The sequence below is a fragment of the Amycolatopsis solani genome (assembly GCF_033441515.1).
GTDB lineage: Bacteria > Actinomycetota > Actinomycetes > Mycobacteriales > Pseudonocardiaceae > Amycolatopsis > Amycolatopsis solani.
This window is the reverse complement of the sequence record NZ_JAWQJT010000002.1, coordinates 644,383-668,329: the sequence shown is the minus strand read 5'-3', so window position 1 is coordinate 668,329 and position 23,947 is coordinate 644,383. Positions and strand designations below refer to the sequence as shown.

Annotated in this window: 19 protein-coding genes and 1 tRNA gene; 7 read left to right on the top strand and 13 right to left on the bottom strand. The window is 73.6% G+C overall.

Annotation, left to right across the window (positions count from 1 at the left end):
* Nucleotides 1-115 precede the first annotated feature (115 nt).
* The 3 genes from SD460_RS23715 (at nt 116) to SD460_RS23705 (ending at nt 2,592) form a co-directional block, all read left to right on the top strand.
* A complete protein-coding gene (locus tag SD460_RS23715) occupies nt 116-1,375 on the top strand; it encodes a cation:proton antiporter domain-containing protein (protein ID WP_318306752.1) in 1,260 nt (419 codons plus the stop codon).
* 96 nt (nt 1,376-1,471) lie between these two features.
* A complete protein-coding gene (locus SD460_RS23710; RefSeq protein ID WP_290061785.1) occupies nt 1,472-1,654 on the top strand; it encodes a CsbD family protein in 183 nt (60 codons plus the stop codon).
* Between the two features lie 65 nt (nt 1,655-1,719).
* Nucleotides 1,720-2,592, top strand: coding sequence for an alpha/beta fold hydrolase (locus SD460_RS23705; protein WP_290061794.1), 873 nt, complete (start codon nt 1,720-1,722; stop codon nt 2,590-2,592).
* On the opposite strand, the gene selB is transcribed toward SD460_RS23705, so the two are convergent.
* From selB to SD460_RS23690, 3 genes are all read right to left on the bottom strand, one after another.
* Nucleotides 2,589-4,310: a selenocysteine-specific translation elongation factor gene (gene selB / locus SD460_RS23700; RefSeq protein ID WP_318306751.1), complete on the bottom strand. Its 1,722-nt coding sequence runs from the start codon at nt 4,308-4,310 to the stop codon at nt 2,589-2,591. The two genes, SD460_RS23705 and selB, sit on opposite strands and share 4 nt — an antisense overlap.
* Entirely contained in the window at nt 4,301-5,584 is a 1,284-nt protein-coding gene (selA, locus tag SD460_RS23695; protein WP_318306750.1) for an L-seryl-tRNA(Sec) selenium transferase, read from the bottom strand. Before selA ends, selB begins: the two co-directional genes overlap by 10 nt.
* Nucleotides 5,584-5,678: transfer RNA gene (locus SD460_RS23690), tRNA-Sec, on the bottom strand. The genes selA and SD460_RS23690 overlap by 1 nt, the downstream gene beginning before the upstream one ends.
* Nucleotides 5,679-5,732: 54 nt before the next feature.
* On the opposite strand from SD460_RS23690, the gene selD reads away from it, so the two are divergent.
* On the top strand, nt 5,733-6,725 hold the full coding sequence (gene selD / locus SD460_RS23685; protein WP_290063022.1) for a selenide, water dikinase SelD: 993 nt from the start codon (nt 5,733-5,735) through the stop codon (nt 6,723-6,725).
* 34 nt (nt 6,726-6,759) lie between these two features.
* Nucleotides 6,760-6,972: a DUF2795 domain-containing protein gene (locus SD460_RS23680; protein ID WP_290063023.1), complete on the top strand. Its 213-nt coding sequence runs from the start codon at nt 6,760-6,762 to the stop codon at nt 6,970-6,972.
* Between the two features lie 5 nt (nt 6,973-6,977).
* On the opposite strand, the gene SD460_RS23675 is transcribed toward SD460_RS23680, so the two are convergent.
* Nucleotides 6,978-7,268: a hypothetical protein gene (locus SD460_RS23675; RefSeq protein WP_290063025.1), complete on the bottom strand. Its 291-nt coding sequence runs from the start codon at nt 7,266-7,268 to the stop codon at nt 6,978-6,980.
* Between the two features lie 54 nt (nt 7,269-7,322).
* On the opposite strand from SD460_RS23675, the gene SD460_RS23670 reads away from it, so the two are divergent.
* Entirely contained in the window at nt 7,323-7,889 is a 567-nt protein-coding gene (locus SD460_RS23670) for an isochorismatase family protein (protein ID WP_290063026.1), read from the top strand.
* Nucleotides 7,890-8,273: 384 nt separating this feature from the next.
* Here SD460_RS23670 and SD460_RS23665 read toward each other — a convergent pair whose 3' ends face one another.
* The 3 genes from SD460_RS23665 to SD460_RS23655 are packed head-to-tail and all read right to left on the bottom strand — an operon-like array spanning nt 8,274 to nt 10,419.
* A complete protein-coding gene (locus tag SD460_RS23665) occupies nt 8,274-8,606 on the bottom strand; it encodes an antibiotic biosynthesis monooxygenase family protein (RefSeq protein ID WP_290058691.1) in 333 nt (110 codons plus the stop codon).
* A 44-nt stretch (nt 8,607-8,650) separates the two neighbouring features.
* Nucleotides 8,651-9,553 carry a serine hydrolase gene (locus SD460_RS23660; protein WP_290058693.1) on the bottom strand — a complete coding sequence of 301 codons (903 nt, stop codon included), beginning with the start codon at nt 9,551-9,553 and terminating at the stop codon, nt 8,651-8,653.
* Nucleotides 9,550-10,419 (bottom strand): LysR family transcriptional regulator, encoded by an 870-nt coding sequence (locus SD460_RS23655; RefSeq protein WP_318306749.1) that lies wholly within the window; start codon nt 10,417-10,419, stop codon nt 9,550-9,552. Before SD460_RS23655 ends, SD460_RS23660 begins: the two co-directional genes overlap by 4 nt.
* A gap of 107 nt (nt 10,420-10,526) precedes the next feature.
* On the opposite strand from SD460_RS23655, the gene bla reads away from it, so the two are divergent.
* Nucleotides 10,527-11,423: a class A beta-lactamase gene (gene bla / locus SD460_RS23650; RefSeq protein ID WP_290058697.1), complete on the top strand. Its 897-nt coding sequence runs from the start codon at nt 10,527-10,529 to the stop codon at nt 11,421-11,423.
* Between the two features lie 80 nt (nt 11,424-11,503).
* On the opposite strand, the gene SD460_RS23645 is transcribed toward bla, so the two are convergent.
* From SD460_RS23645 to SD460_RS23620, 6 genes are read right to left on the bottom strand one after another with little or no spacing between them, the layout of a single operon-like run.
* Nucleotides 11,504-12,124, bottom strand: a complete 621-nt coding sequence (locus SD460_RS23645; RefSeq protein WP_290058698.1) for an NAD(P)H-dependent oxidoreductase — start codon at nt 12,122-12,124, stop codon at nt 11,504-11,506.
* Nucleotides 12,121-13,059, bottom strand: coding sequence for a TauD/TfdA family dioxygenase (locus tag SD460_RS23640; RefSeq protein ID WP_290058699.1), 939 nt, complete (start codon nt 13,057-13,059; stop codon nt 12,121-12,123). The genes SD460_RS23645 and SD460_RS23640 overlap by 4 nt, the downstream gene beginning before the upstream one ends.
* Complete coding sequence (locus SD460_RS23635; protein ID WP_290058700.1) at nt 13,056-14,318, bottom strand: ATP-grasp domain-containing protein; 1,263 nt, start codon at nt 14,316-14,318, stop codon at nt 13,056-13,058. The genes SD460_RS23640 and SD460_RS23635 overlap by 4 nt, the downstream gene beginning before the upstream one ends.
* On the bottom strand, nt 14,315-15,568 hold the full coding sequence (locus SD460_RS23630) for an ATP-grasp domain-containing protein (RefSeq protein WP_290058701.1): 1,254 nt from the start codon (nt 15,566-15,568) through the stop codon (nt 14,315-14,317). The genes SD460_RS23635 and SD460_RS23630 overlap by 4 nt, the downstream gene beginning before the upstream one ends.
* Nucleotides 15,565-20,958, bottom strand: coding sequence for a non-ribosomal peptide synthetase/MFS transporter (locus tag SD460_RS23625; RefSeq protein WP_318306748.1), 5,394 nt, complete (start codon nt 20,956-20,958; stop codon nt 15,565-15,567). Before SD460_RS23625 ends, SD460_RS23630 begins: the two co-directional genes overlap by 4 nt.
* Nucleotides 20,955-23,939: a non-ribosomal peptide synthetase gene (locus tag SD460_RS23620; RefSeq protein WP_290058703.1), complete on the bottom strand. Its 2,985-nt coding sequence runs from the start codon at nt 23,937-23,939 to the stop codon at nt 20,955-20,957. Before SD460_RS23620 ends, SD460_RS23625 begins: the two co-directional genes overlap by 4 nt.
* Between the last annotated feature and the right edge of the window lie 8 nt (nt 23,940-23,947).

Genomic DNA, 23,947 nt, shown 5'->3' with positions numbered 1-23,947 from the left:
CACGCTACTCCCGCGCGGCCGATCCGGGGCGACGGCGGACCCGGCTCACGCTCGGCCGGGTCCGGGCACGGACCTCCCGCCCGGGTGGCACGGCACGAGCGGGCAGGAGGAACCCTTGTCGTCGTTGACGGTGCTGTTCGGCGTGGCCGGACTGCTCGCCCTCGCCGCGGCGATCGTCCCGAAACTGGTCGCCGACCGGCCGTTCTCGGTGCCGCTGGTGATGCTGCTCGCCGGGATCGTCCTGGGCCTGCTGCCGCTGCCCGCGCCCTACGGCAACGGCTGGAGCGACCCCACCGCCCACCTGCAGGGCGTCGAATCCTTCACCCAGCTGGGTATTCTCGTCGCGCTCGCCGGGGCAGGCCTGTCCGTCGACCGCGCGTTCGGCCTGAAGCGCTGGGGCTCGACGTGGCGACTGCTGGCCCTGACCATGCCGCTGTCGATCCTGGTGATCGCCGTGCTCGGGCACTGGTGGCTCGCCCTCGCCCCCGGCGTGGCGCTGCTGCTGGCCGCGGCGCTGGCGCCGACCGACCCGGTGCTGGCGGGCGACGTCGGCGTGCCGCACCCCGACGTCGATCCGGACCTGGCCAGGAACAACGAGATCCGCTTCACGCTGACCACGGAGGCCGGGCTCAACGACGGCCTGACCATGCCGTTCGTCCTGCTCGGCCTCGCGATGGCCGGCAGCGAGCCGCACCTCGACGTCTCGTGGGTGCTCGTGGACCTCCTGCTGCCCGTCGTGCTCGGCGTGCTGGTCGGCCTGGTGGTCGGGCGCGGGCTCGGCTGGGCGATCTTCCGCACGTCGTCGGACCGGCTGCGGCTGGCCGAATACGGGGACGGCCTGGTCCTGCTGGCGCTGGCCTTCCTGCCGTACGCGCTCGCGGAACTGGCCCACGGCAACGGGTTCGCCGCGGTGTTCGTCGCGGCGGTGGTCGTCCGCAAGCTCGAGCGGGAGCACGACTACCACGGCGTCCTGCACGCCTTCGGCCGCCAGCTGGAACGGCTGTTCGTGCCGCTCGCCCTGCTGGGGCTCGGGCTCGCCATCGGCGACGGGCTGCTGCGCGGCCTGCGCGTGCTCGAAGTGGTGATCGCCGTCGTCGCGGTGCTGGTCGTGCGGCCCGTGATCGGCTGGCTCTCGCTGCTCGGCGGCTCCGCCGGGCGCCCGGCCACCGCGGCGATCGCGTTCTTCGGCGTCCGCGGCATCGGCACGCTCTACTACCTGGCCTACGCGCTCAACCGGCTTCCGGTGCCGCAGCAGGACGTGCTGTGGCGGGTCGGCGCGCTCGCCGTCGCGGTGTCGGTGCTGGTGCACGGCATCGTCGCCGAGCCGGCGATCCAGCGGATCGAACGGATGGGCGGCCACTTGCCGTCGACCTGATGTGTAGACCCGCGGCGGCGGGGTAACCGAAGGCCAAGGCCCTTTTGGCGACTGGCCGATCCGGAAATGTCGCCGCGCGACGGAAGGTGCACCCCGATGAACGACAAGATCGAGAACAAGGGCGAAGAGCTCAAGGGCCGGGCCAAGGAGGCCGTCGGCGACGCCACGGGCAACGAGCAGTGGCAGGCCGAAGGCAAGTCCGAGCAGGCCAAGGGCTCGCTCAAGCAGGCGGGCGAGAAGATCAAGGACGCCGTGAAGGGCGTCACGAACAAGGACTGACCCGTACTTCCGCGGCCGCACCCCGTTCCCGGGGTGCGGCCGCGACTCACGCCTGGGGGCGGCACATGTTCGACGGCTTCACCCTCGACCACGTCGATGTCGGCGACGTCACACTGCGCGTGCGCCACGGCGGGTCGGGCCCGCCGGTCCTGCTGCTGCACGGCCACCCGCGCACGCACACGACCTGGCACCGCGTCGCCCCGCGGCTCGCGGAGCGGTTCACGGTGGTGTGCCCGGACACGCGCGGCTATGGCATGTCGGCGAAGCCCCCGACGGACGCCGAGCACACGCCGTACAGCAAACGCGTCATGGCGGCCGACTGCGTCGCCTTGATGGCGCACTTCGGGCATTCCCGGTTCTTCGTGGCCGGTCACGACCGCGGCGCGTACGTCGCGACGCGCCTGGCGCTCGACCACCCGGAGGTGATCCGCGGCGCGGCCATCCTCGACGCCGTCCCGATCGGTGAGGCCCTCGCCCGCTGCGACGCGCGGTTCGCGCAGGAGTGGTTCCACTGGTTCTTCTTCGCCCAGCCGGAAAAGCCCGAACGGGTGATCACCGCCGACCCCGACGCCTGGTACAACGTCGGCACCAAGAACACGCCCGAACGCCTCGGCGAAGAGAACTTCGCCGACTTCCACCGCGCGATCCACGACCCCGCGACGGTCACCGCGATGCTCGAGGACTACCGCGCGGGCCTGGGCGTCGACCGCGCCCACGACGACGCGGACCGCGCCGCCGGACGGCGGATCACCTGTCCCGCCATGGTGTTGTGGTCGAGCGACGACGACCTCGAGGACCTCTACGGCGACGTCCTGGCCGTCTGGCGCCCCTGGACGACGGACCTGCGCGGGCACTCGATCGCGTCCGGGCACCACATGGCCGAGGAAAACCCCGAAGCGCTGGCCACCGCGCTCGGCGACTTCTTCGGCGGGATCTAGCGCACGCGGCGGGTTCCGTCACCGAGCGGTTCGGTGCGGCCCGCCGCGTCGAGCCGTTCCAGCAGGGGGATCATCACGCGCCGCGTGCTGTCCAAGGCCTTGCGGGCCTCGGAAACCGTGAACGGCTGGGGCAACTCGCCCAGTCCGGACACCGCGCGGTCCTCCGCGTCCGGGCCGAGCACGACCCCTTCGGCGAGCGCCGTCAACCGCCCGAGCCGGACCGCCGCCGCCAGTTCCCGCCTGCCGAGGCCCAGCGCCCGCAGTTCGTCCGCCTCCGGCGCGCGGAACGGGTGCTCCGCGAGCCGCTTCGCCACCTTCTCCAGCGCCTCCTCGACGGCCGGGGCCAGGCCGGCGCCGGGACGGCGGACGAGCCCGCCCGCCACCTCGAACCCGGTGCCCCGCAGCACGGGGACGACCAGCTCCGGCGCGGGCAGGCCGAGCCGCTGCCGCAGCGCCTCCACCGGCACGCCCGCGGCGGTCCGGTCCCACCCGCCCACGATCGCGGCCGCCTCCGCGCGCAGGGCGGCGAAGCGCTCCTCGTCCGCGCACCAGCCGCCCAGGCGCTCCCCCGCCTCGGGCAGGCCCATCGCGGCGAAGTCCGCCGCGCGGACGAAACCGTGGCGGCGCAGGTAGGTCCGGGCGAGATCGGGGTCCGCCAGCTCTCGGCCGCGGTCCCGCGCCGCACCGCGGCGGGCCAGCGAAGGCGGGTGGACGTCCAGGACGTCGAAGCCCGCGGCGATCCGGTGCTCCCCCGGGTCGCGCACCAGACCCCGGTCCCCGACGCGCAACGGCAGCGCGGTGCCCGTCGTGAGCCGCGCGGTGTCCGTCCCCAGTGGACGAACGCGCACCGGAAGCGCCACCGTGCCCAGGTGCAGCACGAGGTTCCGGTGCAGGTCGGCGGCGGCCGCGCCGCGCAGCCGGACGTCGAACTCGGCCGTGGTGCGCCACCGATCGGGCGTGAGCAGGACGTCGCCGCGGCCGACGTCGCCCCGCGGGGTGCCGCGGAGGTTCACCGCCACCCTGGCCACCGCGCCGACCCGGTCACGGGGCTCGCCGAGCGCCTGCAGGCCGCGGACCTTCACCGGCGCCGGGCCCAGCCGCAGCTCGTCCCCCACGGCGATGGTCCCGGCGGCCAGGGTGCCGGTGACGACCGTGCCCGCCCCGGACACGGTGAAGGCGCGGTCGATCCACAACCGGACGTCGGCGTCCTGGTCGGGCGCGGGCAGGCCGCCGGTCAGCTCGGCGATCGCCGTGCGCAGCTCGTCGAAGCCCGCGCCGGTCCGGCCGCTGACGGCGATGCTCGGCACGGTGCCCAGCGACGTCCGCGCGATCTCCTCGAGGGCGGCCCGGGTCGCCGCGGCCGGCTCGGCCCGGTCGGCCTTGGTGACGACCAGCAGGCCGCGGCGGACGCCGAAGGCGTCCAGCGCGGCGAGGTGCTCGGCCGACTGCGGCATCCAGCCCTCGTCCGCGGCCACGACGAACAGCACGGCCGGCGCGGGCCCGGCGCCGGCGAGCATGTTCGGCACGAACCGTTCGTGGCCCGGCACGTCCACGAACGCGACCTCTTCCCCGCCGATCCGCGTCCAGGCGAACCCGAGGTCGATGGTGAGGCCGCGGCGGCGTTCCTCGGCCCACCGGTCCGGTTCCATCCCGGTCAGCCGCCGGACCAGGGTGGACTTCCCGTGGTCGACGTGGCCGGCGGTGACGATCACCCGCATCGGCGGACGGCTTCCCGCAGCTTCGCGTCTTCGTCCGGGCGCACGGTCCGCAGGTCGAGCAGGCAGCGGTCGCGCACGACCCGGCCGACGACCGCCGGCTCGCCGGTGCGCAGCGCCGCCGCGTACCGCGCGGGCAGGCTGACCGCGGCGCTGGGCAGTTCGACGCCGGGCGCGCCCCCGCCGCCGACCGCCGCGACCGAGCCGACCGCTTCGGCCCCGACGTCCCGCAGGCTGCCGGCGAGGTTTTCGGCCCGGCGCCACAGGTCCTCGACGGACGCTTCGAGGGCGGCGCGCACCGGGGGCGCCGGGCCGCGCAGGGTCGCTTCGAGCGCGGCGAGGGTGAGCTTGTCGACGCGCAGGGCCCGGGCGGCGGGGTGCCGCCGCAGCCGCTCGACGACGTCTTCGTCACCGAAGAGCAGCCCGGCCTGGGGGCCGCCCAGCAGCTTGTCCCCGCTGGCGGTGACGACGGTGGCGCCCGCCCGCAGCGCGGTCGCCGCGTCCGGTTCGTCCGGCAGGAGGGGGTGCGGGGCGAGCAGCCCGGACCCGATGTCGGCGACGACCGGCACACCGAGCTGCGTGAGCTCGCCGAGCGACGCCTCCGCCGTGAACCCGGTGACCCGGTAGTTCGACGGGTGGACCTTGAGCACGAACCCGGTGTCCGGGCCGAGCGCGGCGGCGTAGTCCCGGACCGACGTCCGGTTCGTGGTGCCGACCTCACGCAGCCGGGAACCCGCCGATTCCAGCAGGTCCGGGATGCGGAAACCGTCGCCGATCTCGACCAGTTCGCCGCGGCCGACGACGATCTCGCGCCCGGGTGCCATGGCGAGCGCGCAGAGCAGGAGCGCGGCCGCGTTGTTGTTGACGACGTGCACCGCGCCCGCGTCCGGCACGGCGGCGGCCAGCGCGGCGAGCGCGCTGCGGCCGCGGCGGGCCCGGTCGCCGGTCGCGAGGTCGAATTCGACGTCGGTGGCACCGCCGGCCGCGACGAGGGCGTCCAGTGCGGCGGCCGAGAGCGGGGCGCGGCCGAGGTTGGTGTGCACGACGACGCCGGTCGCGTTGATCACCGGCCGCAGCGAAGACGCGTTGCCGGGGAGGCGCGCGAGCACGGTGGCGGCGACGTCGGCCGGGGCGACCTCCCCGGCGCGGGCCGCCCGCTGGACGTCCTGGACCACGGACTTGACCAGGTCACGGCCCAGGTCCACGGCGGCTTTCGCGATCCCGGGGTCGGCCAGGAGCGCGTCGGTGCGCGGGATCGCGCGGCGGGGATCAGGCATGGCGGAGGCGGACGGGAATCGAACCCGCCAACGGCAGTACCTGCCGTTCGACGATTTTGAAGATCGCGCCGGTCACCAGGCCGGATACGCCTCCCTGCACCATGACCGCCATCCTGCCAACGAAGCGGCGGGCGGGCAGGATGAACCCGTGGGTTACCGACTGACGCAGTACGCGCACGGCGGCGGCTGCGCGTGCAAGATCCCGCCCGGAGAACTCGAAGCGGCCGTTCGCGGCCTCACCGGCGCGTCTCCCGTCGATCCACCGGGCGAGCTGCTCGTCGGGCTCGACACCGGCGACGACGCCGCCGCGGTCCGGATCTCCGGCGACACCGCGCTCATCGCGACGACGGACTTCTTCACCCCGGTGGTCGACGACGCCTACGACTGGGGCCGGATCGCCGCGGCCAACGCGCTTTCCGACGTCTACGCCATGGGCGGCACGCCGGTGGTGGCGCTCAACCTGCTGGGCTGGCCGCGGGAGACGCTGCCGTTCGAGCTGGCCGCGGAAGTGCTGCGCGGCGGCCTCGACATCTGCGGCGAGGCCGGCTGCCACCTGGCCGGCGGGCACAGCGTCGACGACCCGGAACCGAAGTACGGCCTGGCCGTCACCGGCGTCGCGGACCCTTCGCGGCTGCTGCGCAACGACGCCGGCCGTGCCGGGCTGCCGCTGACGCTCACGAAGCCGCTGGGCATCGGTGTGCTGAACTCGCGGCACAAGGCCACCGGGGAACGGTTCGAGCAGGCGATCGACGTCATGACCACGCTGAACGCCCCGGCGTCCCGCGCGGCGCTGGCCGCGGGAGCCGTGTGCGCCACCGACGTCACGGGGTTCGGCCTGCTCGGCCACCTGCACAAATTGGCGCGGGCCAGCGGCGTCACGGCCCGGCTGGACCCGGCGGCGGTGCCGTACCTCGACGGCGCGCGCTCGGCGTTGCGCGACGGGTACGTCAGCGGCGGCACCCGGCGCAACCTCGACTGGGTCGCGCCGCACACCGACCTCTCGCGGATTTCTCCGGATGAGGCTTTGCTGCTGGCGGACGCGCAGACGTCCGGCGGGCTGCTGGTCGCCGGCGAGCTGCCGGGGCACCCGGTGATCGGGGAGCTCGTACCGCGCGGGGAGCACACGATCGTCGTCGGCTGAGTTTCGCGCGGGGTGCGGCGGGTACGCGACGAGCATGTCTGCAGCGGACCGAACCAGCCTCGAACAGCACCTGGCCGAGACGGAGTACCCGTGCGGCCGCGACGAGCTCCTGCGCCGCGCGGCGGCGGCCGGCGGCGGCGACTCGGTGCTCGGCTCGCTCGGCGGCCTGCCCGGCGACGACCGGTACGAGAACTTCGACGCCGTCTGGGAGGCGGTGTCGGCCAAGCACATCGGCGGGGCGCCTTAGCCCGATCAGGTGAGCCGTTCGACGGCGTCGCGGGCGTCCTTGAGGTCGACGCCGGTGCGTTCGCGGTAGACCTTGATCGCCTGGATCTTCTTGCCCTCGCGCACCAGCGCGGCGACCTCGGCCAGCCCGGGCTCCTCGACGGCCACCCCGAGCTTCTCGGCGATGGCGTCGAGCTTCCGCTCCACCCGCGCGAGCCGCCGATCGACCCGCGTCAGCCGGCGATCGGTGGCCGACGACCCCAGCGCGACGACCGCGACCAGCACGACGACACCCAGCAACAGCATCCCGTAGTCCATGGCGGGCCATGCTACTTCCGGAAATTGTCGGTGGCGGTGGCTAGGGTTTCGCGCATGACCACACTGATCGGCCGGCCCAAGACCGCCTTGCTCGTCATCGACGTCCAGAACGGGGTGATGTCCTCGGCCCACGACCGCGCACCGGTCCTCGCCAACATCGTCGCCTTGGTGGACAAGGCCCGCGCGGCCGGGACGGAGGTGGTGTGGGTGCAGCACACCAGCGAGGAGCTGCCCCGGGACAGCGAACCCTGGGCGTACGTACCCGAACTCGTGCGGCGGGATTCGGAACCGCTGGTGCACAAGGAGTACGGCGACTCGTTCGAGGCGACGGACCTGGAGGCGGTGCTGGCCGAGCGGGGCGTGGGTTCGCTGGTGGTGGCGGGCGCGCAGACGGACGCGTGCATCCGGTCGACGCTGCACGGCGCGTTCACCCGGGGGTACGACACGGCGCTGGTGTCGGACGCGCACACGACCGAGGACCTGTCGGCCTACGGCGCTCCGCCGCCCGGGCAGGTGATCGCGCACACGAACATGTACTGGCAGTACCAGACGGCACCGGGCCGGACGGCGGGCACGATGACCACGGAGGAGGTCGAGTTCGGGGTGACGGTCCCGGCCTGAAGGGGACGTTCAGGGCATGGGGTGCCCGGAGGAACGGCAGAAATCCGGCACGGCCTGGAAGCCGGACTGACCCCAGTCACGATCGCGGCGGTCCTCGGCAGGTCACCGGCCGCGGTGTCCCGCGAGGGCCGCCGCGGCGGCCCCCGATGCTGACGACCGGCGGTGCACACGTCGGGCCGGCCCCGCCGCGATCGCGCCGAGCGGGCGGCCCGCCGGCGGGCCGCCTGGCCCAGACCACACAAGCTGACATGCTGCCGAGGATGTTCCCCCGCGACAGGGCGATGCGGGTGCCCTGAAGGGGACTTTGCTGTCATGTGATGCCAGGAACGTCCCCTTCAGGGCGCCGGTCCGAATGCGGGACGCGGTGACGTCGGGTGTGCCCGGCTAGCGCTGCCGCGTGAAGCCGTAAGCGCGTTCCACCTTGGCGACCTCGATGTGGTAGTCCGCGTACCACTGCTCCCGCCCGCGGCGCTGCGCCTCGAGGTGCTCCGGGTGCTGCTGCCAAGCCGTGATCGCCGCGGCGTCCCGGTAGTACAGCACCGTCAGGTCGCGGCCGTCCGGACCGGTCTTCGACTCGCGGCCCAGGTACCCCGGCTGGGCGCGGCCCAGCTCGGCCATGCGCTCGTCCATCGCCGCGTAGCCGTCGAGGCTGGATTCGTCGAGGGCGCTCGTGATGATCACCGCGTAGTACGGCGGTTCCGGTCTCGTGAAGGACACCGCCGGAGCCTAAGCCGGGGAAACCGGCGCCCCAAGCGGTTTTCTCACGTGCCGCGCAGGTGGTCGCGCAGGGCTCGGGCGACGCGGGACATCAGCACGTCCGCCTCCGGCTGGACGGCCGCCGGTACCCGGGACTCCGTCAGCGCCACCACCGCGAACACGCCGCCGTCCGCGTGCTCCACCACGCCCGCCTCGTGGCGCAGGTTCAGCAGCGTGCCCGTTTTCGACGACCACTTCGCCGCGTCCGAGGCGAAGTCCGGGGTCAGCCGGTGGCGGATCACGTTGTTCGCCATCAGCTCGCGCACCGCCGCTGCCACGGGCGGGTCGATCTTCGACGGGGTCCACAGTGCCTGCAGCAGCTCCAGCAGCGCGCGGGCGGACGCCGCGTTCGCGCGGGACACGTCGAGCTGGGGCAGGCGGTGGCCCTGGCCCGCCGTTCCCGCGCCGATCGCCAGTGCGTGGGCCAGGTCGGCCTCGCCGGCGTCGAAGCGCTCGGCCGGGGTGTCCACCAGGTCGCGCAGCTCGTGCCGCAGCGCGATCCCGGTCAGGCCCCAGCCGGTCAGCAGCGCCGCCACCGCCGCCGGGGGCGTCAGGCCGAACAGGACGTCGGCCGCCTGGCCGTCGCTGAGGCACGTGCTCAGGTACAGCAGGTCCTCGACGGCGATCCGGGCCGGGTGCCGGAACCGGGTCACGCCGATCGGGCCGGGAGTGGTGACACGGCCGGGCGGGACCTCCAGCTGCGTCGCGCCGTCGAGCTCGCCGCGGCGGATGCGCTCCAGGGTCGCCGCCGCCAGCGGGACCTTGACCAGGGACGCGATCGGGTACTCGCGGTCCGGGTCGATCCCTGCTTCCGCACCCGAACGCAGGTCGCGCACCAGGAACGAGCCGCGCAGGCCGCCGTCGTCCAGCTCCGCCCGCAGGTCGCGGACCAGCGCTTCGGTGCTCACGAGACCGCTCCGAGACAGCGTCCGACGGCTTCGCGCAGCACCGTGCGCAGCCGCTCGGCGTCTTCGCCGAGCGTGGCCGCGACACCGAAGCCGCGCGCGAGGTCGAGTTCGCCGATCGGCCGCCAGTGCAGGCCGAGCTCGCCGGCCTGCGCGACCGAGCAGACCAGCAGGTCCGCCGAGGCGAACACCTCCGCGGCCGCCGCGGTCAGCGAGCCGGCCACCGCGACCTGCGCCGGTGGCAGCCCGACGGCGTCGCGGACCCGCAGCACCCGGTCGCGGACGTGCGGAACGTCGTCCTCGGGCTGGATCCAGACCCGCCGCCGCGGACCTCCGGAGCGGCCCGCCCGCAACGTCTCCAGGTGCACGACCCGCGTTCGCGGCGGCGCCACCCCGGCGACGCCGAGCGGCACCGACCACACACCCTCCTCGGCCGGGACGGCGGTGAGCGCGGCCCGCACCTCGCTCGTCCGGACGAGTTCGGCCCGCTCCCCCGGCTCCGCCGCGCGGAACTCCAGGTGGACTTCGAGCGCGCGGGCCTCGGCGGCCAGTTCGGCGAGCTCGCGGACCCCGCAGGTGCCCGGCACCGCCACGCGCATCGGCCGCAGCCGCGCACGCTGGGCGTCGTGCTCCAGCGAGTCGGCCAGCCGGACGAGTCGCTGCGCGGACGGGAGCACGTCGCGCCCGAACGCGGTCAGCCGGGCCCGGCGGGTGGAGCGGTCGAAGAGCCGTTCGCCGAAGTGGCGTTCGAGCGCGGCGATCCGCCGGCTCGCGACCGGCTGGGGGATGCGCGCGAGCGCCGCACCGGCTGTGAAGCTCCCCGTCTCGCTCACGCTCACGAACGCTCTGCAGCCGCCGACCAGGTCCACGACCTCACTCTATGCGATTGTGGCATCGAACCGCCGGTTTCCGTCTTGGACAGCATGAGCGAACGCGGTGAGACTGCGGATGTCGATCAAGACCGGAAGGAAGCACCGTGCCGTTCCCCCACGTCCGGTGGGCCGCGCTCGCCGCGCTGGCCCTCGTCCCGCTCACCGCGTGCGCCGCCGAAACCCCGGCGCCGGCCGCGGCCCCGCCGTCGACGTCCTCGGTCGCGCCGCAACCGGACTTCGCGCCGCTCGAACGCGATTTCGACGCCCGCCTCGGCGTGTACGCGATCGACACCGGTTCCGGCCGCGAGGTCACCCACCGGGCCGACGAGCGCTTCGGCTACGCGTCGACGCACAAGGCGTTCTCCGCCGCGGCCGTCCTCCAGCGGACGAGTATGGCCGGGCTGGCGAAGGTGCTGCCCTACACCCGGGCCGACGTGCAGGAGAACTCACCGATCGGCGAAAAGCACGCCGGGACCGGGCTGTCCCTGCGTGACGCGATCGACGCGGCGTTGCGCTACAGCGACAACACCGCCGCCAACCTGCTGTTCCGCGAGCTCGGCGGCCCGGCCGGGCTGGCCGCCGCGCTGCGCGGGATCGGCGACACGACCACGCACGTCGACCGGATCGAGCCGGGCCTCAACGACCTGGCCCCGGGCGACGTCCGCGACACGAGCACCCCGCGCGCGATGGCGGCCGACCTGCGCGCGTTCGCCGTCGGCACGGCGCTACCGTCCGCGCAGCGGACGTTCTACACGGACACGATGCGCGCCAACCTCACCGGCGCCGCGGTGATCCGCGCGGGCACCCCCGCCGGCTGGACCGTCGCCGACAAGACCGGCACCGGCGAATACGCCACGCGCAACGACATCGCGGTGATCTGGCCGCCGGGCCGCGCGCCGATCGTGCTGGCCGTGCTGTCCGACCGCAAGACCGAGAACGCCGAGCACGACGACCGGCTGATCGCCCAGGCGGCGAAGCTGACCCTCGACACCTACCGCTGACCGCCCGGCCCGGACGTAGTGAATGACTCATTCCTGTCGTCGGACGACAGGAATGAGTCATTCACTACACGCGCCACCGATCAGCGGGCGCCGAAGAACCGCGCCGCCTCCGCCTCGACGTCGTCGAGCCACGCCGTGCGGCGAGCCGAGTCCGCGTCGGCCACCACCCGCAGCACCAGTCGGCGGACCTCCGGCTCGCCGAGGTACGGCGCCAGGCAGCGCCGCCAGATCGCGTCGAGCGGGTCGCCGAACAGCGTCCGCTCGCGCTCCTCGGTGGTGTCGGAGGTGTTCACCACCAGCAGCCGCCGCAGGGAAAGCAGCGACTCGGGCGCGCCACCCGCGGAGGAGAGGCGGTAGGCGACGCCCGGGACGAGGATCCGGTCGAGCCAGCCGCTGAGGATGGCGGGCGGCTTGCCCCACCAGTTCGGGTGGATCGCGACGAGCCCGCCCGCCCCGCGCAGGTCCTCGCGGTGGCGCCGCACCAGCGGATCCGGCTCGGCGGCGAGGAACTCCTCCGCCCGGGTTCCGCTGGTGTAGGCCTCTTCCGCGGTCAGCACCGGATCGAAGCCTTCGGCGTACAGGTCGTGGAACCGCACCGGCACCCCGGCCCGCTCCAGCGCCACGACGACCCGGCCGGCGAGCGCGTGGTTGAAGCTGCCGGGCCGCGGGTGCGCGAGCAGCACCACCACCGGTGCGGTCATCCCGTCATCGCCACCAGGATGCGCCGCTTGCCGGTGAACGGCTCGCGGCCGTGGGCCATCAGCATGTTGTTGATCACCATGATGTCCCCGGCCTGCCACGGGAACGCGTAGCTGACCTCGTCGTAGACCTCGCGGACCTTCACCAGGTCTTCGACCGGGATGGGGCTGCCGTCGGCGAAGTAGGCGTTGCGGGGCAGGTCCGCCTCCGGGTACAGCTCCAGCAGCGCCTCGCTGACCTCCTCGCCGAGGCTCGAGACGTGGAACAGGTTGGCCTGGTTGAACCACACGGTGTCCCCGGTGTGCGGCTCGGTGACGAACGACGGCCGGACGTGCCGGGTGCGCAGGCCCTCCTCCGTCCATTCGAACGTCTGGCCGTTGCGCGCGCAGTAGTCCTCGACGACCGCGCGGTCCTCGGTCTGGAACGCCTCCTGCCAGGTCAGCCCGAGCCCTTCGCGGAACGCGCGCGCGTAGGTGACGCCGCCGGCGAAGCGCTCCCGGAGGTCCGCCGGCAGCAGCCGGTACAGCGCCCGGCTGTCCGCGATCGGCGTGGCCCCGCCGGTTTCCGCCGCGGTGTCGCACAGGAAGAACAGGCGCGCGGGCCAGCTCGCCGAGTAGGAGTTCTCGTTGTGCATCGGGATCGACTCGGCGGGCGGGTACTCCGTCGAGGTGTAGATGTTGCCCGCCACGTTCGAGCGCGGCGTCGACCGCTCGGTGTAGGTCAGCAGCGCCCCGCCGATCGCCTCGGTGACCCGGTTGAACAGGTCGAGGTCGGCGGGCAGGCCGCGCAGCAGGATCGCGCCGTGGTCGCGCAGGTGGTTCCGCAACGCCGGCAGCCGCGCCTCCACCGCCGCGAAGTCCGCGGCCGGGAAGACGGCGATCCTGGTGTGCTCGTTGCCCTGCAGCTGCCCCAGCGGCGCCGCGAGATCGGCGGTCATGACTCCTCCAGTTCGAATCGCACGAGTTTGGCGGCCTCGGCGTGCAGCGCGGCCAGGTCGTCGAGGTCGGTGAACCCGGCGACGAGGACGTTGACGGCGTAGATCTCCTGGTCGTCGCTGAGCACCTGGCCGGGGGAAACGATGGTGACGACGTCGAGGACCTCCGGCAGGTCCGCGACCTCCTCGGTGCCTTCGACGCGCACCAGCCGTCCGCGGCCCTCCGCGTAGACGATGAGGTACCCGACCGGCACGGGCAGCCCGGTGCCCCGCGCGGGCGGCGGCGTACCGAGGGCGAGGGAAACGGCTTCGGCGATGACGTCGACGCCGGTGGCGAGCTTGAGCAGGGCCGGTTGCGCTCCCCCGGCCGGGCGGCCCGCGTTGACCTCGACGATCACCGGGCCGAGCCGCGCGTCGTCGATCACCTCGACGTGGGCGACCGTGTGGTCCAGGCCGAGGGCCAGCACGGCGGCCGACGCGGCCTCGCGGATGGCCGACGCGCGCTCCCCGGACAGCCCGAACGGCGGGCAGACCATGCCGAGCTCGAACTTCCGCTCGTCGACCAGCGGTTTGCCGACCACGGTGACCGGTTCGGCCACGCCGTCGCGGACGAGCACGTCCACCGCGTACTCCGGGCCGTCGAGCAGGCTCTCGACGAGGAACACCCGCAGCGGGTCGAGCCCTCCCGGCAGCGGGCGGTGGTAGCGCGCGTCCGGGTTCTCCGGCAGCCGGGTGGCCAGCAGGTGGTGCGCCGCGACCAGCTCGTCCACAGTGGACACCGTGCGGACGAGCGCGCTCGCGGCGCCGTTGACCGGCTTGACGATCGCCGGGAAGCCGACCTCCTGAGCGATCCGCGGCGCATCGACCGGGTCGGCGAACAACGCCGCCCGCGGCCCCGGCAGCCCGGCCGCGGCGAGCGCCTCGCGGACGGCGAACTTGTTGTGCGCCAGCGTGAACACGTCCGCCCCGCAGCGGGCGACACCGAGCAGCCCGGCGATCCGCGCGGTGCTCGCGATGATCCCTTCGGCCGCGGTCAGCACCGCGGCGGGCGCCCGGTCGCGGAGCGCCTCGGCCACCGCGGGAGCGTCCCGGACGTCGTCGACGACGACGAACCCGTCGACCAGGGTGTCCAGCTCGGCCCGCTCGACGTCGTCCACGGGCTCGGTGACCAGCTCGGCCCGCCACCCGGCCGCGCGGACGGCGGCCGCGAAGTCCGCGATCCACTGTCCGCGCGTTTCCCGCACGATGAACGCGGTCTTCACGCGACCTCCAGGCGGATCAGCTTGCTGGCTTCGGCGTGCAGGGCCGTGAGGTCGTCGTGGTCGGCGAAGCCCGCGACGACCAGGTTGACCGCGTACGTCTCCTGCTCGTCGGTGAGCACCTGGCCCGGCGAGACCGTCGTGACGACGTCGACCACTTCCGGCAGGGCCGCGACCTCGTCGAGGCCGCCGATGCCGGTCAGCGTGCCGGATCCGGCCGCGTAGAGGATCAGCATGCCCAGCGGGATCGGCAGCTTCGCCGGCTCGCGCGCGGGTGGCGGCGCGCCGAGGGCGAGGGCCGTCAGCTCGGCGAAGACGTCGATTCCGGTGCGCAGCTTGGCCAGCAACGGCATGATCGAGCCCGCCGGGCGGCCCGCGTTGACCTCGACGATCGTCGGGCCGCGCCGCTCGTCGTCGATCACCTCGACGTGCGCGACCGTGTTGTCCAGGCCCAGCGCGAGCACCGCGGCCGACGCCGCCGACCTGACCAGCTCCGCCCGCTCGGGCGGCAACCCGGCCGGCGGGCAGGACAGCGCCAGCTCGAACTTGCGCTCGTCGATCAGCGGCTTGTCGAGGATCTCGACCGGCTCGGCGACGCCGTCGCGGATCAGCACGTCCACCGCGTACTCCGGGCCTCGCAACAGACTCTCGACGAGGAACGTCGACGCCGGGTCGATCGTCCCCAGCCGGCGGTGGTAGCGCGGGTCCGCGGACGCGGGCAGCCGCGCAGCCAGCAGCGAGTACGCCGCCGCCAGCTCGTCCACAGTGGACACCGTGCGCACGAGGTTGCTCCCGGCGCCGTTGACCGGCTTGACGATCGCCGGCAGCCCGACCCGCTCGGCCACCTCCGCCGCCGAGGCGGCCGACGAGATCAGCGCCGCCGCGGGTCCCGGCAGCCCGGCGGCGGCCAGTGCTTCCCGGACCGCGAACTTGTCGGCGCACAAGGCGAACACCGACGCCGGGCACCGCGCGACGCCGAGCAGTTCGGCGGCGCGGGCGGTGCTCGCGACGATCCCGTCCGAGCCGGTCAGCACGGCGGCGGGCGTCCCGACCGCCGAGCGGATCCGAGCGGCGACCGCCTCGGCGTCGTGGACGTCGTCGACCGCGATCACCTCGTCCACCACCCCGGCGAGCGACGCCGTGTCGACCGGCGGCGCGAGCAGCACCGCGCGGTGCCCGGCCGCGTGCACCGCCGCGGCGACCTCGCCGACCCAGTGGCCGCAGGCTTCCCTGACCAGCACGACGTCGGTCACGCGGCCTCCTTCCCGGCGAGCTTGCGCTCCCGTTCCTGCGCGCCGACGAGGTCGTCCGGGAGCGAATCCGGTACCTCGGTGTCGAACCGGCGCAACAGCCGGACGGCGAACCCGCCGGCGTTGATCAGCAGCAGGACCAGCGCGAAGACGACGTAGGCGAGCCCGACCCCGCGGCCTTCGCCGGTGCCCAGGACCGTGCCCACCGAGCCGGCGAGCGCACCGCCGGGCGCGAGCAGCGGCGAGAACCAGCCGACCGCGAGCGGGGCCAGCACGGCGAACCCGATCGGCAGCGTGGACCAGGTGATCGTCTGGTTGATGGCGAACACCCGGCCGTGGTAGCGCTGCGGCACCTTGACCTGCACCAGCGTCGCGTAGATGCCCTGCGACACGGCCATCGCCGCGGCCAGCAGGAACACGCCCGCGGCCACGACGACCAGCGACGGCCGCAGGCCCATCACGAGGCTGCCGAGCGCGATGCCGACGTTGCCCGCGAGCACGCCGGCCATCCGCCGCTTGCGCGGGCCGCCCCAGAGCGCCATGCCGATGCCGCCGGCCACCGCGCCGATCGCCTCGGCGAGCGCGACCTGGGCGACGTCGGTGACCGTGCCGAACGACAGCACCAGCGGCGAGACGAGCACCAGCGCCGGCGCCAGGAAGACGTTGGCCAGCGCGAAGTACAGCAGCATCGTGCGGAAGCCGCGGTGGTTCCACGAGTACTTCAGCCCGCCCGCGATCGCCGTCAGCAGCGGCTCCCGCGGGCGCCAGCCGAGCAGGTCGGGGAACCGGACGAACAGCAGGCTGACGATGGCGAAGACGTAGCTCGCCATGTCCAGGACGAGGATCCCCCGCAGCTGGATCGCCGCCAGCAGCCCGGCCGCGATCACCGGCATCAGCAGCTGCGCGAACCCGTTGGACAGCTGGGCGAGCCCCATCGCGTGCCCGAGGTACTGCTTGGGCACCAGTTGCGCCACCGACGACTGGTAGGCGATGCGCTGGATCGACCCCGCGACAGACCCCAGCGGGATCAGCACGTAGAGCCACCAGAGCTGCAGGTTCCCCACGGTCAGCAGCACCGCGAGCACGAGCTGGATGACGCCGGCGAGCGCGCTGGCCGCGATCATGATCCGGCGGCGGTCGCCGCGGTCGACGAGCGCGCCCGCCACCGGCAGGACCAGCACGCCGCACAGCAGGGCCAGCGCCCAGAGCAGGCCGAGGTCGGTGACCGAGCCGGTCCGGGTGTAGAGCCAGATCGGTACCGCGAACGACGTCAGCGCCGAGCCGGTCGAGGAGACCAGCTGGCCGGCGGTGACCGTGACGAACCGCGCCATGCTCGGCTTCACCGCGGGCTTGCCGTCCGCTTCGGACCGATGGGTGTCGTGCACCGCCCAGCCGGCCGACTCTTCACGCGCCGAGACGTGCAGGTCGCCGGGCTCGTCCAGCGCGGGGTGCACCCGGGTGAGGATCTCCGCCAGCTCTTCCGCCCGGTAGCGGAGGAAGAAGTGCCCGGCCTGGTCCAGCACCACGAGCGCGGTGCGGTCGGTGAGGAACTCCCACTCGCGGTAGCGCTCGGCGTAGTAGTCGGTGACCGGGTCCTCCGAGCCGACGACCGAGATGATCGGCGCGCGCAGCTTGGCGACGCGGGCGTCGAGCAGGCCGCTGAAGTACTCCTCGGCGGCGCGGCTGTCGGCGCGCATGTTCCCGATGATCCGGTCGGCCTGCGCCGGGTCGAGGTCGTCGGTGTCGACGCCCATGCCCTTGAGCCAGTTCGCGTAGTACCGGTTGCTGCGCAGCTTCTCCAGCCGCGTCCGCAGCGTCCCGACGGCGCCCTTGATCCGCGCGAACGGGAAGATCGCGCCGATGTGCACGACCGCCAGTTCGCGGCCGCGTTCCTCCAGCCGCCGGGAGACGCCGACGGCGAGGGCGTTGCCGACGCCGCAGTGGCCGTAGATCGCCAGCGGCCCGTCGATCCGCTCGAGGACCTCGTCCGCGAGCCGCTCGACCAGTTCGTCGAACGGCACGGCTTCCTCGGACAGCCCGACGTCGTGGCCGGGGATCGCGACCGAGAACAGCGAATACCCGCTCGGCAGGGCGTCCGCGAGGGGCTGGTAGACGATCGCGCTGCCGCCGCCGTACGGGAAGCAGACGTACGTCAGCGTCGGCTTCGCGACCGGCTTGGTCAGCTCGTACAGCAGGTGTCCCGAGTCGTCGCGGTCACCGTCCAGGAAGGACGCCAGTTCGCGGATCGTGCGGTGCTGGAACAGGTCCATCACGCCGGCCTGGTGCCCGGCCTTCGCGATCCGCGCGACCACCTGGGTGGCGAGCATCGAGTGGCCGCCGAGATCGAAGAAGTCGTCGCCGACGCCGAGTTCGTCGACCTTGAGGACGTCCCGCCAGATGTCGGCGAGCAGCACTTCCAGCGGAGTGGACGGTGCGACCAGCTCGGTGCTCGCGTCGCGGGCGGCGACCGGGGCGGGCAGGGCCTTGCGGTCGAGCTTCCCGTTCGGCGTCAGCGGCAGCGCGTCGAGGGTGACGAACGACGGCGGCACCATGTAGTCCGGCAGCGTCTCCTTCAGCGCGGCGCGCAAGCCGTCCGCGTCGCCGACGACGTACCCGACCAGGCGCTTGTCCCCCGGCGTGTCCTCGCGGACGAGCACGACGGCGTCGGCGACGCCGGGCCGCTCCCGCATCCGGGCCTCGATCTCGCCGAGCTCGATGCGCAGGCCGCGCAGCTTGACCTGGTGGTCGAGCCGGCCGAGGAACGCGATCGTGCCGTCGGACCGCCAGTGCGCGAGGTCACCGGTGCGGTACATCCGGCCGCCGTGGAACGGGTCCGCGACGAACCGCTCGGCCGTGAGTTCCGGCCGGTTGTGGTAGCCCAGCGCCAGGCCGGCGCCCGCGATGTGGAGTTCGCCGGGCACCCCGACCGGGCACGGGGTGCCGAGCCGGTCGAGGACGTAGATCCGGACGTTGCGGATCGGCGCCCCGATCGGCACGGACGCGACCTCGGCGAGCGCTTCGGGCGTGCAGTGCCAGGCGGTGACGTCGATCGCGGCTTCGGTCGGGCCGTAGAGGTTGTGCAGTTCGCAGTGCGGCAGCCGCCGGACGAACTCGCGGGCGGTGTCGAGCGGGAGTTCCTCACCGCTGCAGACGATCCGGCGCAGCGCCGTGACCGACTCGATGCCGGGCTCCGCGAGGAACAAACTCAGCATCGACGGGACGAAGTGCGCGGTCGTGATGCCTTCGCTGGCCAGGAGTTCGCGCAGGTACGCCGCGTCCTTGTGCCCGCCGGGCTCGGCCAGCACCAGCCGGGCGCCGGTCATCAGCGGCCAGAAGAACTCCCACACCGAGACGTCGAAGCTCGCCGGGGTCTTCTGCAGCACCGCGTCCGAGCCGTCGAGGCCGTACTCGCGCTGCATCCAGTCGAGCCGGTTGACGATCCCGCGATGCCCGTTCGGCACGCCCTTCGGCCGTCCGGTCGAGCCCGAGGTGTAGATGACGTACGCGGGATCGTCTGCGTCGGCGAGCGGTTCCACGGGCGTGATCGGCCCGGTCACGTCGTCGAGCACGACGACCGTCGCGTCTCCCGGCGGCAGGGTGTCCCGCAGGGCGGCCTGGGTCAGGACGACCGGCGCGGCCGCGTCTTCGAGCATGAACGCGAGCCGGTCGGCGGGGTACTCCGGGTCGAGCGGCACGTACGCCCCGCCCGCCTTGAGCACCCCGAGCAGGCCGATGACCAGCTCGAACGAGCGGTTCGCGAAGACACCGACCAAGGTGCCCGGCCCGACGCCCAGCTCACGCAGCCGGTGCGCCAGCCCGTTCGCGCGCTCGTCCAGGTCCCGATAGGACAGTGACGAGCCGCGGAACGTCAGCGCGGGCGCGTCCGGCGTGCGTGCGACCTGCGCCTCGACGAGCGAGTGCAGCGTGCCCGCCGGGATCTCCCCCGCCGTGTCGTTCCAGCGGTTCAGCACCAGGTCCCGCTGCGCACCCAGGATGTCCAATCCGGACAGCGGACGCGCCGGGTCGGCGGCGATCGAGCGCAACAGCGTGACCAGGCGCTCGGCCATGCCGGCGACGGTCTCCGCGCCGAACAGCGCGGTGTTGTGCACGAACTTGCCGATCAGCCCGGACTCGACCTCGATGGCGTGGAACTCGAAGTCGAACCGGGTCGCGGGCAGGTCCATCGGCAGCCAGCGGAAGTCCACTTCGGACTTCCCGGCCGCGCCCAGCCGGCCCATCTCGTAGTTCTGCAGCACGAACATCGCCTGGAACACCGGTGACCGGCTGACGTCCCGCGGGACGCCGAGGGCGTTCACCAGGCGCTCGAACGGGACGTCGGCGTGGTCGAACGCGTCGAGCACGTGCCGCCGGGTCCGCGCAAGCAGTTCGGTGAAGCTCGGGTCGCCGTCGAGCTGGGCGCGCAGCGGCAGCATGTTGATGAACATGCCGACGACGCCTTCCAGCTCGGGCAGCCCGCGCCCGGCCGACGAGGAACCGACCGCGAAGTCCTCCTGCCCCGAGTACCGGGACAGCAGCACCTGGTAGGCGGCCAGCAGCGTCATGAACAGCGTCACGCCGTGTTCGCGGCTCAGGTCGCCGAGCGCCCGCACGAGGTCCCGCTCGACGAAGAACTCGTGGATCGCCCCGTCGAAGGTCTGGGTCGCCGGGCGCGGCCGGTCGGTGGGCAGTTCCAGGGGTTCGACGCCGCGGAGGGTCTCCTGCCAGTGGTCGAGCTGCCGGTCCAGTTCGGTGCCGGTCAGCGTCCGGCGCTGCCAGTGCGCGAAGTCGCCGTAGCCGATGGACAGCGCGGGCAGCGCGGCCGCCGTGCCGTGGTAGCCCGCCGCGAGGTCGCGCAGCAGCAGGTCGACCGACCAGCCGTCGCCGACGATGTGGTGCGTGCACACGGCGAGGAGGTGCTCGTCGTCCGAGACGCGCGCCAGGGTGGCCCGCAGCAAGGGACCGGAGGCCAGGTCGAACGGCTCGGCCGCGGCGGCGTCGACCGCCGCCCGGGCGGCTTCCTCGGTACCCGCGTCCACAACGGACAGTGGCACGGTGACGACCGGGTCGATCCGGACCGAAGGCTGCCCGTCGTCCCCGGCCGGGAATCGCATGCGCAGGGCCTCGTGCCGCGCGGGCAGGGCGTCGAGGGCCGCCTGCAGCACGCCGGTGTCGAGACGGCCGGTGAGCCGGATCGGCACGGGAATGTTGTAAGAGCTGGTTCCCGGCGCGAACTGCTCCATGAACCAGACGCGTTCCTGCTGGTACGACAGCGGAACGGGGTCACCGTCCGGCCGCCGGGTGATGGTCGCGGCCGGCTCGGCGCGCCGCCGCAGCCGCCGTTCCAGCAACGCCCGGCGCGCGGCCGCGCTGCTGGTCTCGTCGATGGTCGTCACGCCTGCCCGCCTTCGGCCAGCTGGGCCCGGACCTCTTCGTCGCTGAGCTGCTCGAGGTCCGCTTCCAGGCGCCGCTCGACCTCGGCGGCGAGCCCGGCCACCGTGGTGAAGGAGAACAGGCCGCGGACCGGCAGCTCGACGCCGACCTGCTTGCGGATCCGGGCCATCGCGCGGATCGCGAGCAGCGAATTGCCGCCGTGGGCGAAGAAGTCGTCGTGCACGCCGAGCTTCTCGATGCCCAGTAGCTCGCCCAGCACCTCGGCGACCAGCTCCTCGGCCGCGGTGCTCGGGGCCACGTACTCCGTCGCGGCACCGAGGTGCGGATCGGGCAGCGCGGCCCGGTCGAGCTTGCCGCTCGCCGCCACCGGCAGTGCTTCCAGCGTGACGAACACGGTCGGCACCAGGTACTCCGGCAGTACCGCCCGCAGCGCGTCGGCCGCGCCGTCCGCGGTGCCGACGACGTACCCGACGAGGGTCCCCTCGCGGACCGCCACCGCCGCGTCCCGGATCTCCGGCAGCTCCCGCAGCGCGGCTTCCACTTCACCCGGCTCGATCCGGAAGCCGCGCAGCTTGACCTGGTCGTCGGTCCGGCCGAGGTACTCCAGGGTGCCGTCCCGGCGCCACCGGGCGAGGTCGCCGGTCGCGTACATCCGCCCGTACGGGCCGTCCGGGAACCGCTCGGCGGTCAGCTCGGGCAGCCCGAGGTAGCCGTGCGCGAGCTGCGTGCCGGCCAGGTGGAGCTGCCCGGCGACGCCCGGCGGCACCGGCCGCAAGCGCGCGTCGAGGACGTAAGCGCGGGTACCGGGGATCGGGCGGCCGATCGGCACCGGTCCGTCGACCGGACCGTCGAGCCGGTGGGCCACGCAGCCGACGGTCACCTCGGTCGGCCCATACTCGTTGGTGACGGAAATCCCCGAGAACGGCCGCACGGCTTCGCCCATCAGCGCCTCGCCGCCGAGCACCAGGTCCCCGGTCGGATAAGACTCCTCCGGCAGCACGGCGAGGTGCGTCGGGGTGGCCTTGACGAAGTCCGGCCGCCCCGAGTCCACAATGGACCCGCCGGCGGTGAGCGGGCCGAGCAGCGTCGTGACGGTCAGGTCGAACGACGCCGACGTGTGCAGCAGCGCGCGCCCGGCCAGGCTCGGGTACGCCTCGCGCGCCCAGCCGAGGTAGGTGGCGAGTGCCCGGTGGCCGACCTGCACGCCCTTGGGGCGCCCGGTCGAGCCCGAGGTGTAGATGACGTAGGCGATCGCGTCCGGCTCCGGCCGCACGGGGTCCTCTTCGGCCGACTCCGCCCACACTGCCGGATCGTCGAGGGCGAGGGTCTCGGCGGCCAGGGTCACATCGCCCGCGGTGAGCACCACCCGCGCACCGGCGTCGGCCAGGATCAGCTCCTGCCGCGCGGCCGGGTTGGCCGGGTCGAGCGGCACGTAGGCCGCACCGCTCTTGAGCGCGCCGAGGATACCCACGACGAGGTCCGCTGAGTTCGGCGCGCACACCCCGACCACGCCACCGGCACCGACGCGGTGCGCGACCCGGTTGGCCCGCGCGTTCAGCTCGGCGTACGTCAGGACCGAGCCGCCGAGGTCCACCGCGACCGCGTCCGGTGTGGACCGGACCTGCGCTTCGAAGCGCGCCACGACCAGCGGGGCGTCCTCGGTGGACGAACCGCTCCACGCGTCGATCCGGGCGCGTTCGGCGTCCGACAGCAGCGGCAGGTCGGCGACCGCGACGGCCGGGTCTTCGACCGCGGCCACGAGGAGCCGCAGGAACCGCTCGGCCATCGACTCGGCGGTCTCGCGGTCGAACAGGTCGGTGCGGTAGAGCAGCCGGCCACCGGTCGCGGTGAGGTCGATGGCGACGTCGTCCTTGGCCGTGGCGTAGCGGACCGGCTCGATGCCCGAGTCGGGGATGAAGTTGAAGCCGATCTGGTACAGCGCCTGCACGCCCGCGTCACGCTCCGGGCGCACCTCCTCGGCGACCAGCTGGAACGGCACGCGGCCGTGCTCGATGGCGTCGAGCACCGCGGTGCGGACCCGGCCCACGAGCTCGGCGAACGCCGGGTCGCCCCCACAGTCGACGCGGATCGCGAGCTGGTTGACGAACATGCCGATCAGCGGTGCCAGCTCGGGCAGATCGCGGCCGGCGACCGGCACCCCGACCACGACGTCGTCCACCCCGGACAGCCGCGACAGCAGCGCGGTGTACCCGGCCAGCAGCACCATGAACGGCGACGCCGACAGCTCGCGGCCGACCACGCCGACCCGGTCGAGCAGGCCGTCCGGGAGGGTGAAGTCGACCTGGCCGCCGTCGAACCCGAACTCCGCGGGCCGCGGCCGGTCGGTGGGCAGGCTGTGCACCGGCGGGAGCCCGGCGAGCCGCTCGCGCCAGTAGTCCAGCTGCGCGCGCACGACCGGCAACTGGCCGCGCTGCCACGCCGAGTAGTCCGGGTACTGGATGGCCAGCTCGGGCAGCTTCGGGAGCCGTCCTTCGACGACCGCGTTGCAGGCCTCGTTCAGCTCGTTCGCCAGCACCAGCACGGACCCGGCGTCGAACACCGTGTGGTGCACGACGAAGGTGAGCAGCCAGTCGGCGTCGCCGAGCCGGCACAGCTGGGCCCGCCACGGCGGCGCCGAGTCCAACGGGATCGCGCGGCGGGCGATCGCTTCGGCCAGCTCGGCCGCGCGCGCTTCCCGGTCCGGGAGGTCTCGCAGGTCGTGCACCTCGGGGTCGATCGGGACGTCGGCGTGCACCACCTGGACGAGCTCGCCGCCGTCCATCCGGAACGCCGTGCGCAGGGCCTCGTGCCGTCCGACGACGACGCCGAGCGCGGCCCGCCACTGCCCCGCGGTGAGCGGCAGGTCCTGCCGCACCTGGCAGGGGAGGTTGTACACCGGGGACGCCGGGTCGAGCTGGTTCGACAGCCAGATCCGCTCCTGCCCGAACGAGGCCGGGAACGTCCATTCCTTCGTGTCGGTCATGTCTCCTG

Excerpts from the sequence above, each read along its gene's own strand:
- SD460_RS23710 (WP_290061785.1), top strand. The coding sequence starts at position 1,472 with ATGAACGACAAGATCGAGAACAAGGGCGAAGAGCTCAAGGGCCGGGCC.
- SD460_RS23705 (WP_290061794.1), top strand. The coding sequence starts at position 1,720 with ATGTTCGACGGCTTCACCCTCGACCACGTCGATGTCGGCGACGTCACA.
- selB (WP_318306751.1), bottom strand. The coding sequence starts at position 4,310 with ATGCGGGTGATCGTCACCGCCGGCCACGTCGACCACGGGAAGTCCACC.
- selA (WP_318306750.1), bottom strand. The coding sequence starts at position 5,584 with ATGCCTGATCCCCGCCGCGCGATCCCGCGCACCGACGCGCTCCTGGCC.
- SD460_RS23680 (WP_290063023.1), top strand. The coding sequence starts at position 6,760 with ATGTCTGCAGCGGACCGAACCAGCCTCGAACAGCACCTGGCCGAGACG.
- SD460_RS23675 (WP_290063025.1), bottom strand. The coding sequence starts at position 7,268 with ATGGACTACGGGATGCTGTTGCTGGGTGTCGTCGTGCTGGTCGCGGTC.
- SD460_RS23670 (WP_290063026.1), top strand. The coding sequence starts at position 7,323 with ATGACCACACTGATCGGCCGGCCCAAGACCGCCTTGCTCGTCATCGAC.
- SD460_RS23645 (WP_290058698.1), bottom strand. The coding sequence starts at position 12,124 with ATGACCGCACCGGTGGTGGTGCTGCTCGCGCACCCGCGGCCCGGCAGC.
- SD460_RS23640 (WP_290058699.1), bottom strand. The coding sequence starts at position 13,059 with ATGACCGCCGATCTCGCGGCGCCGCTGGGGCAGCTGCAGGGCAACGAG.
- SD460_RS23620 (WP_290058703.1), bottom strand. The coding sequence starts at position 23,939 with ATGACCGACACGAAGGAATGGACGTTCCCGGCCTCGTTCGGGCAGGAG.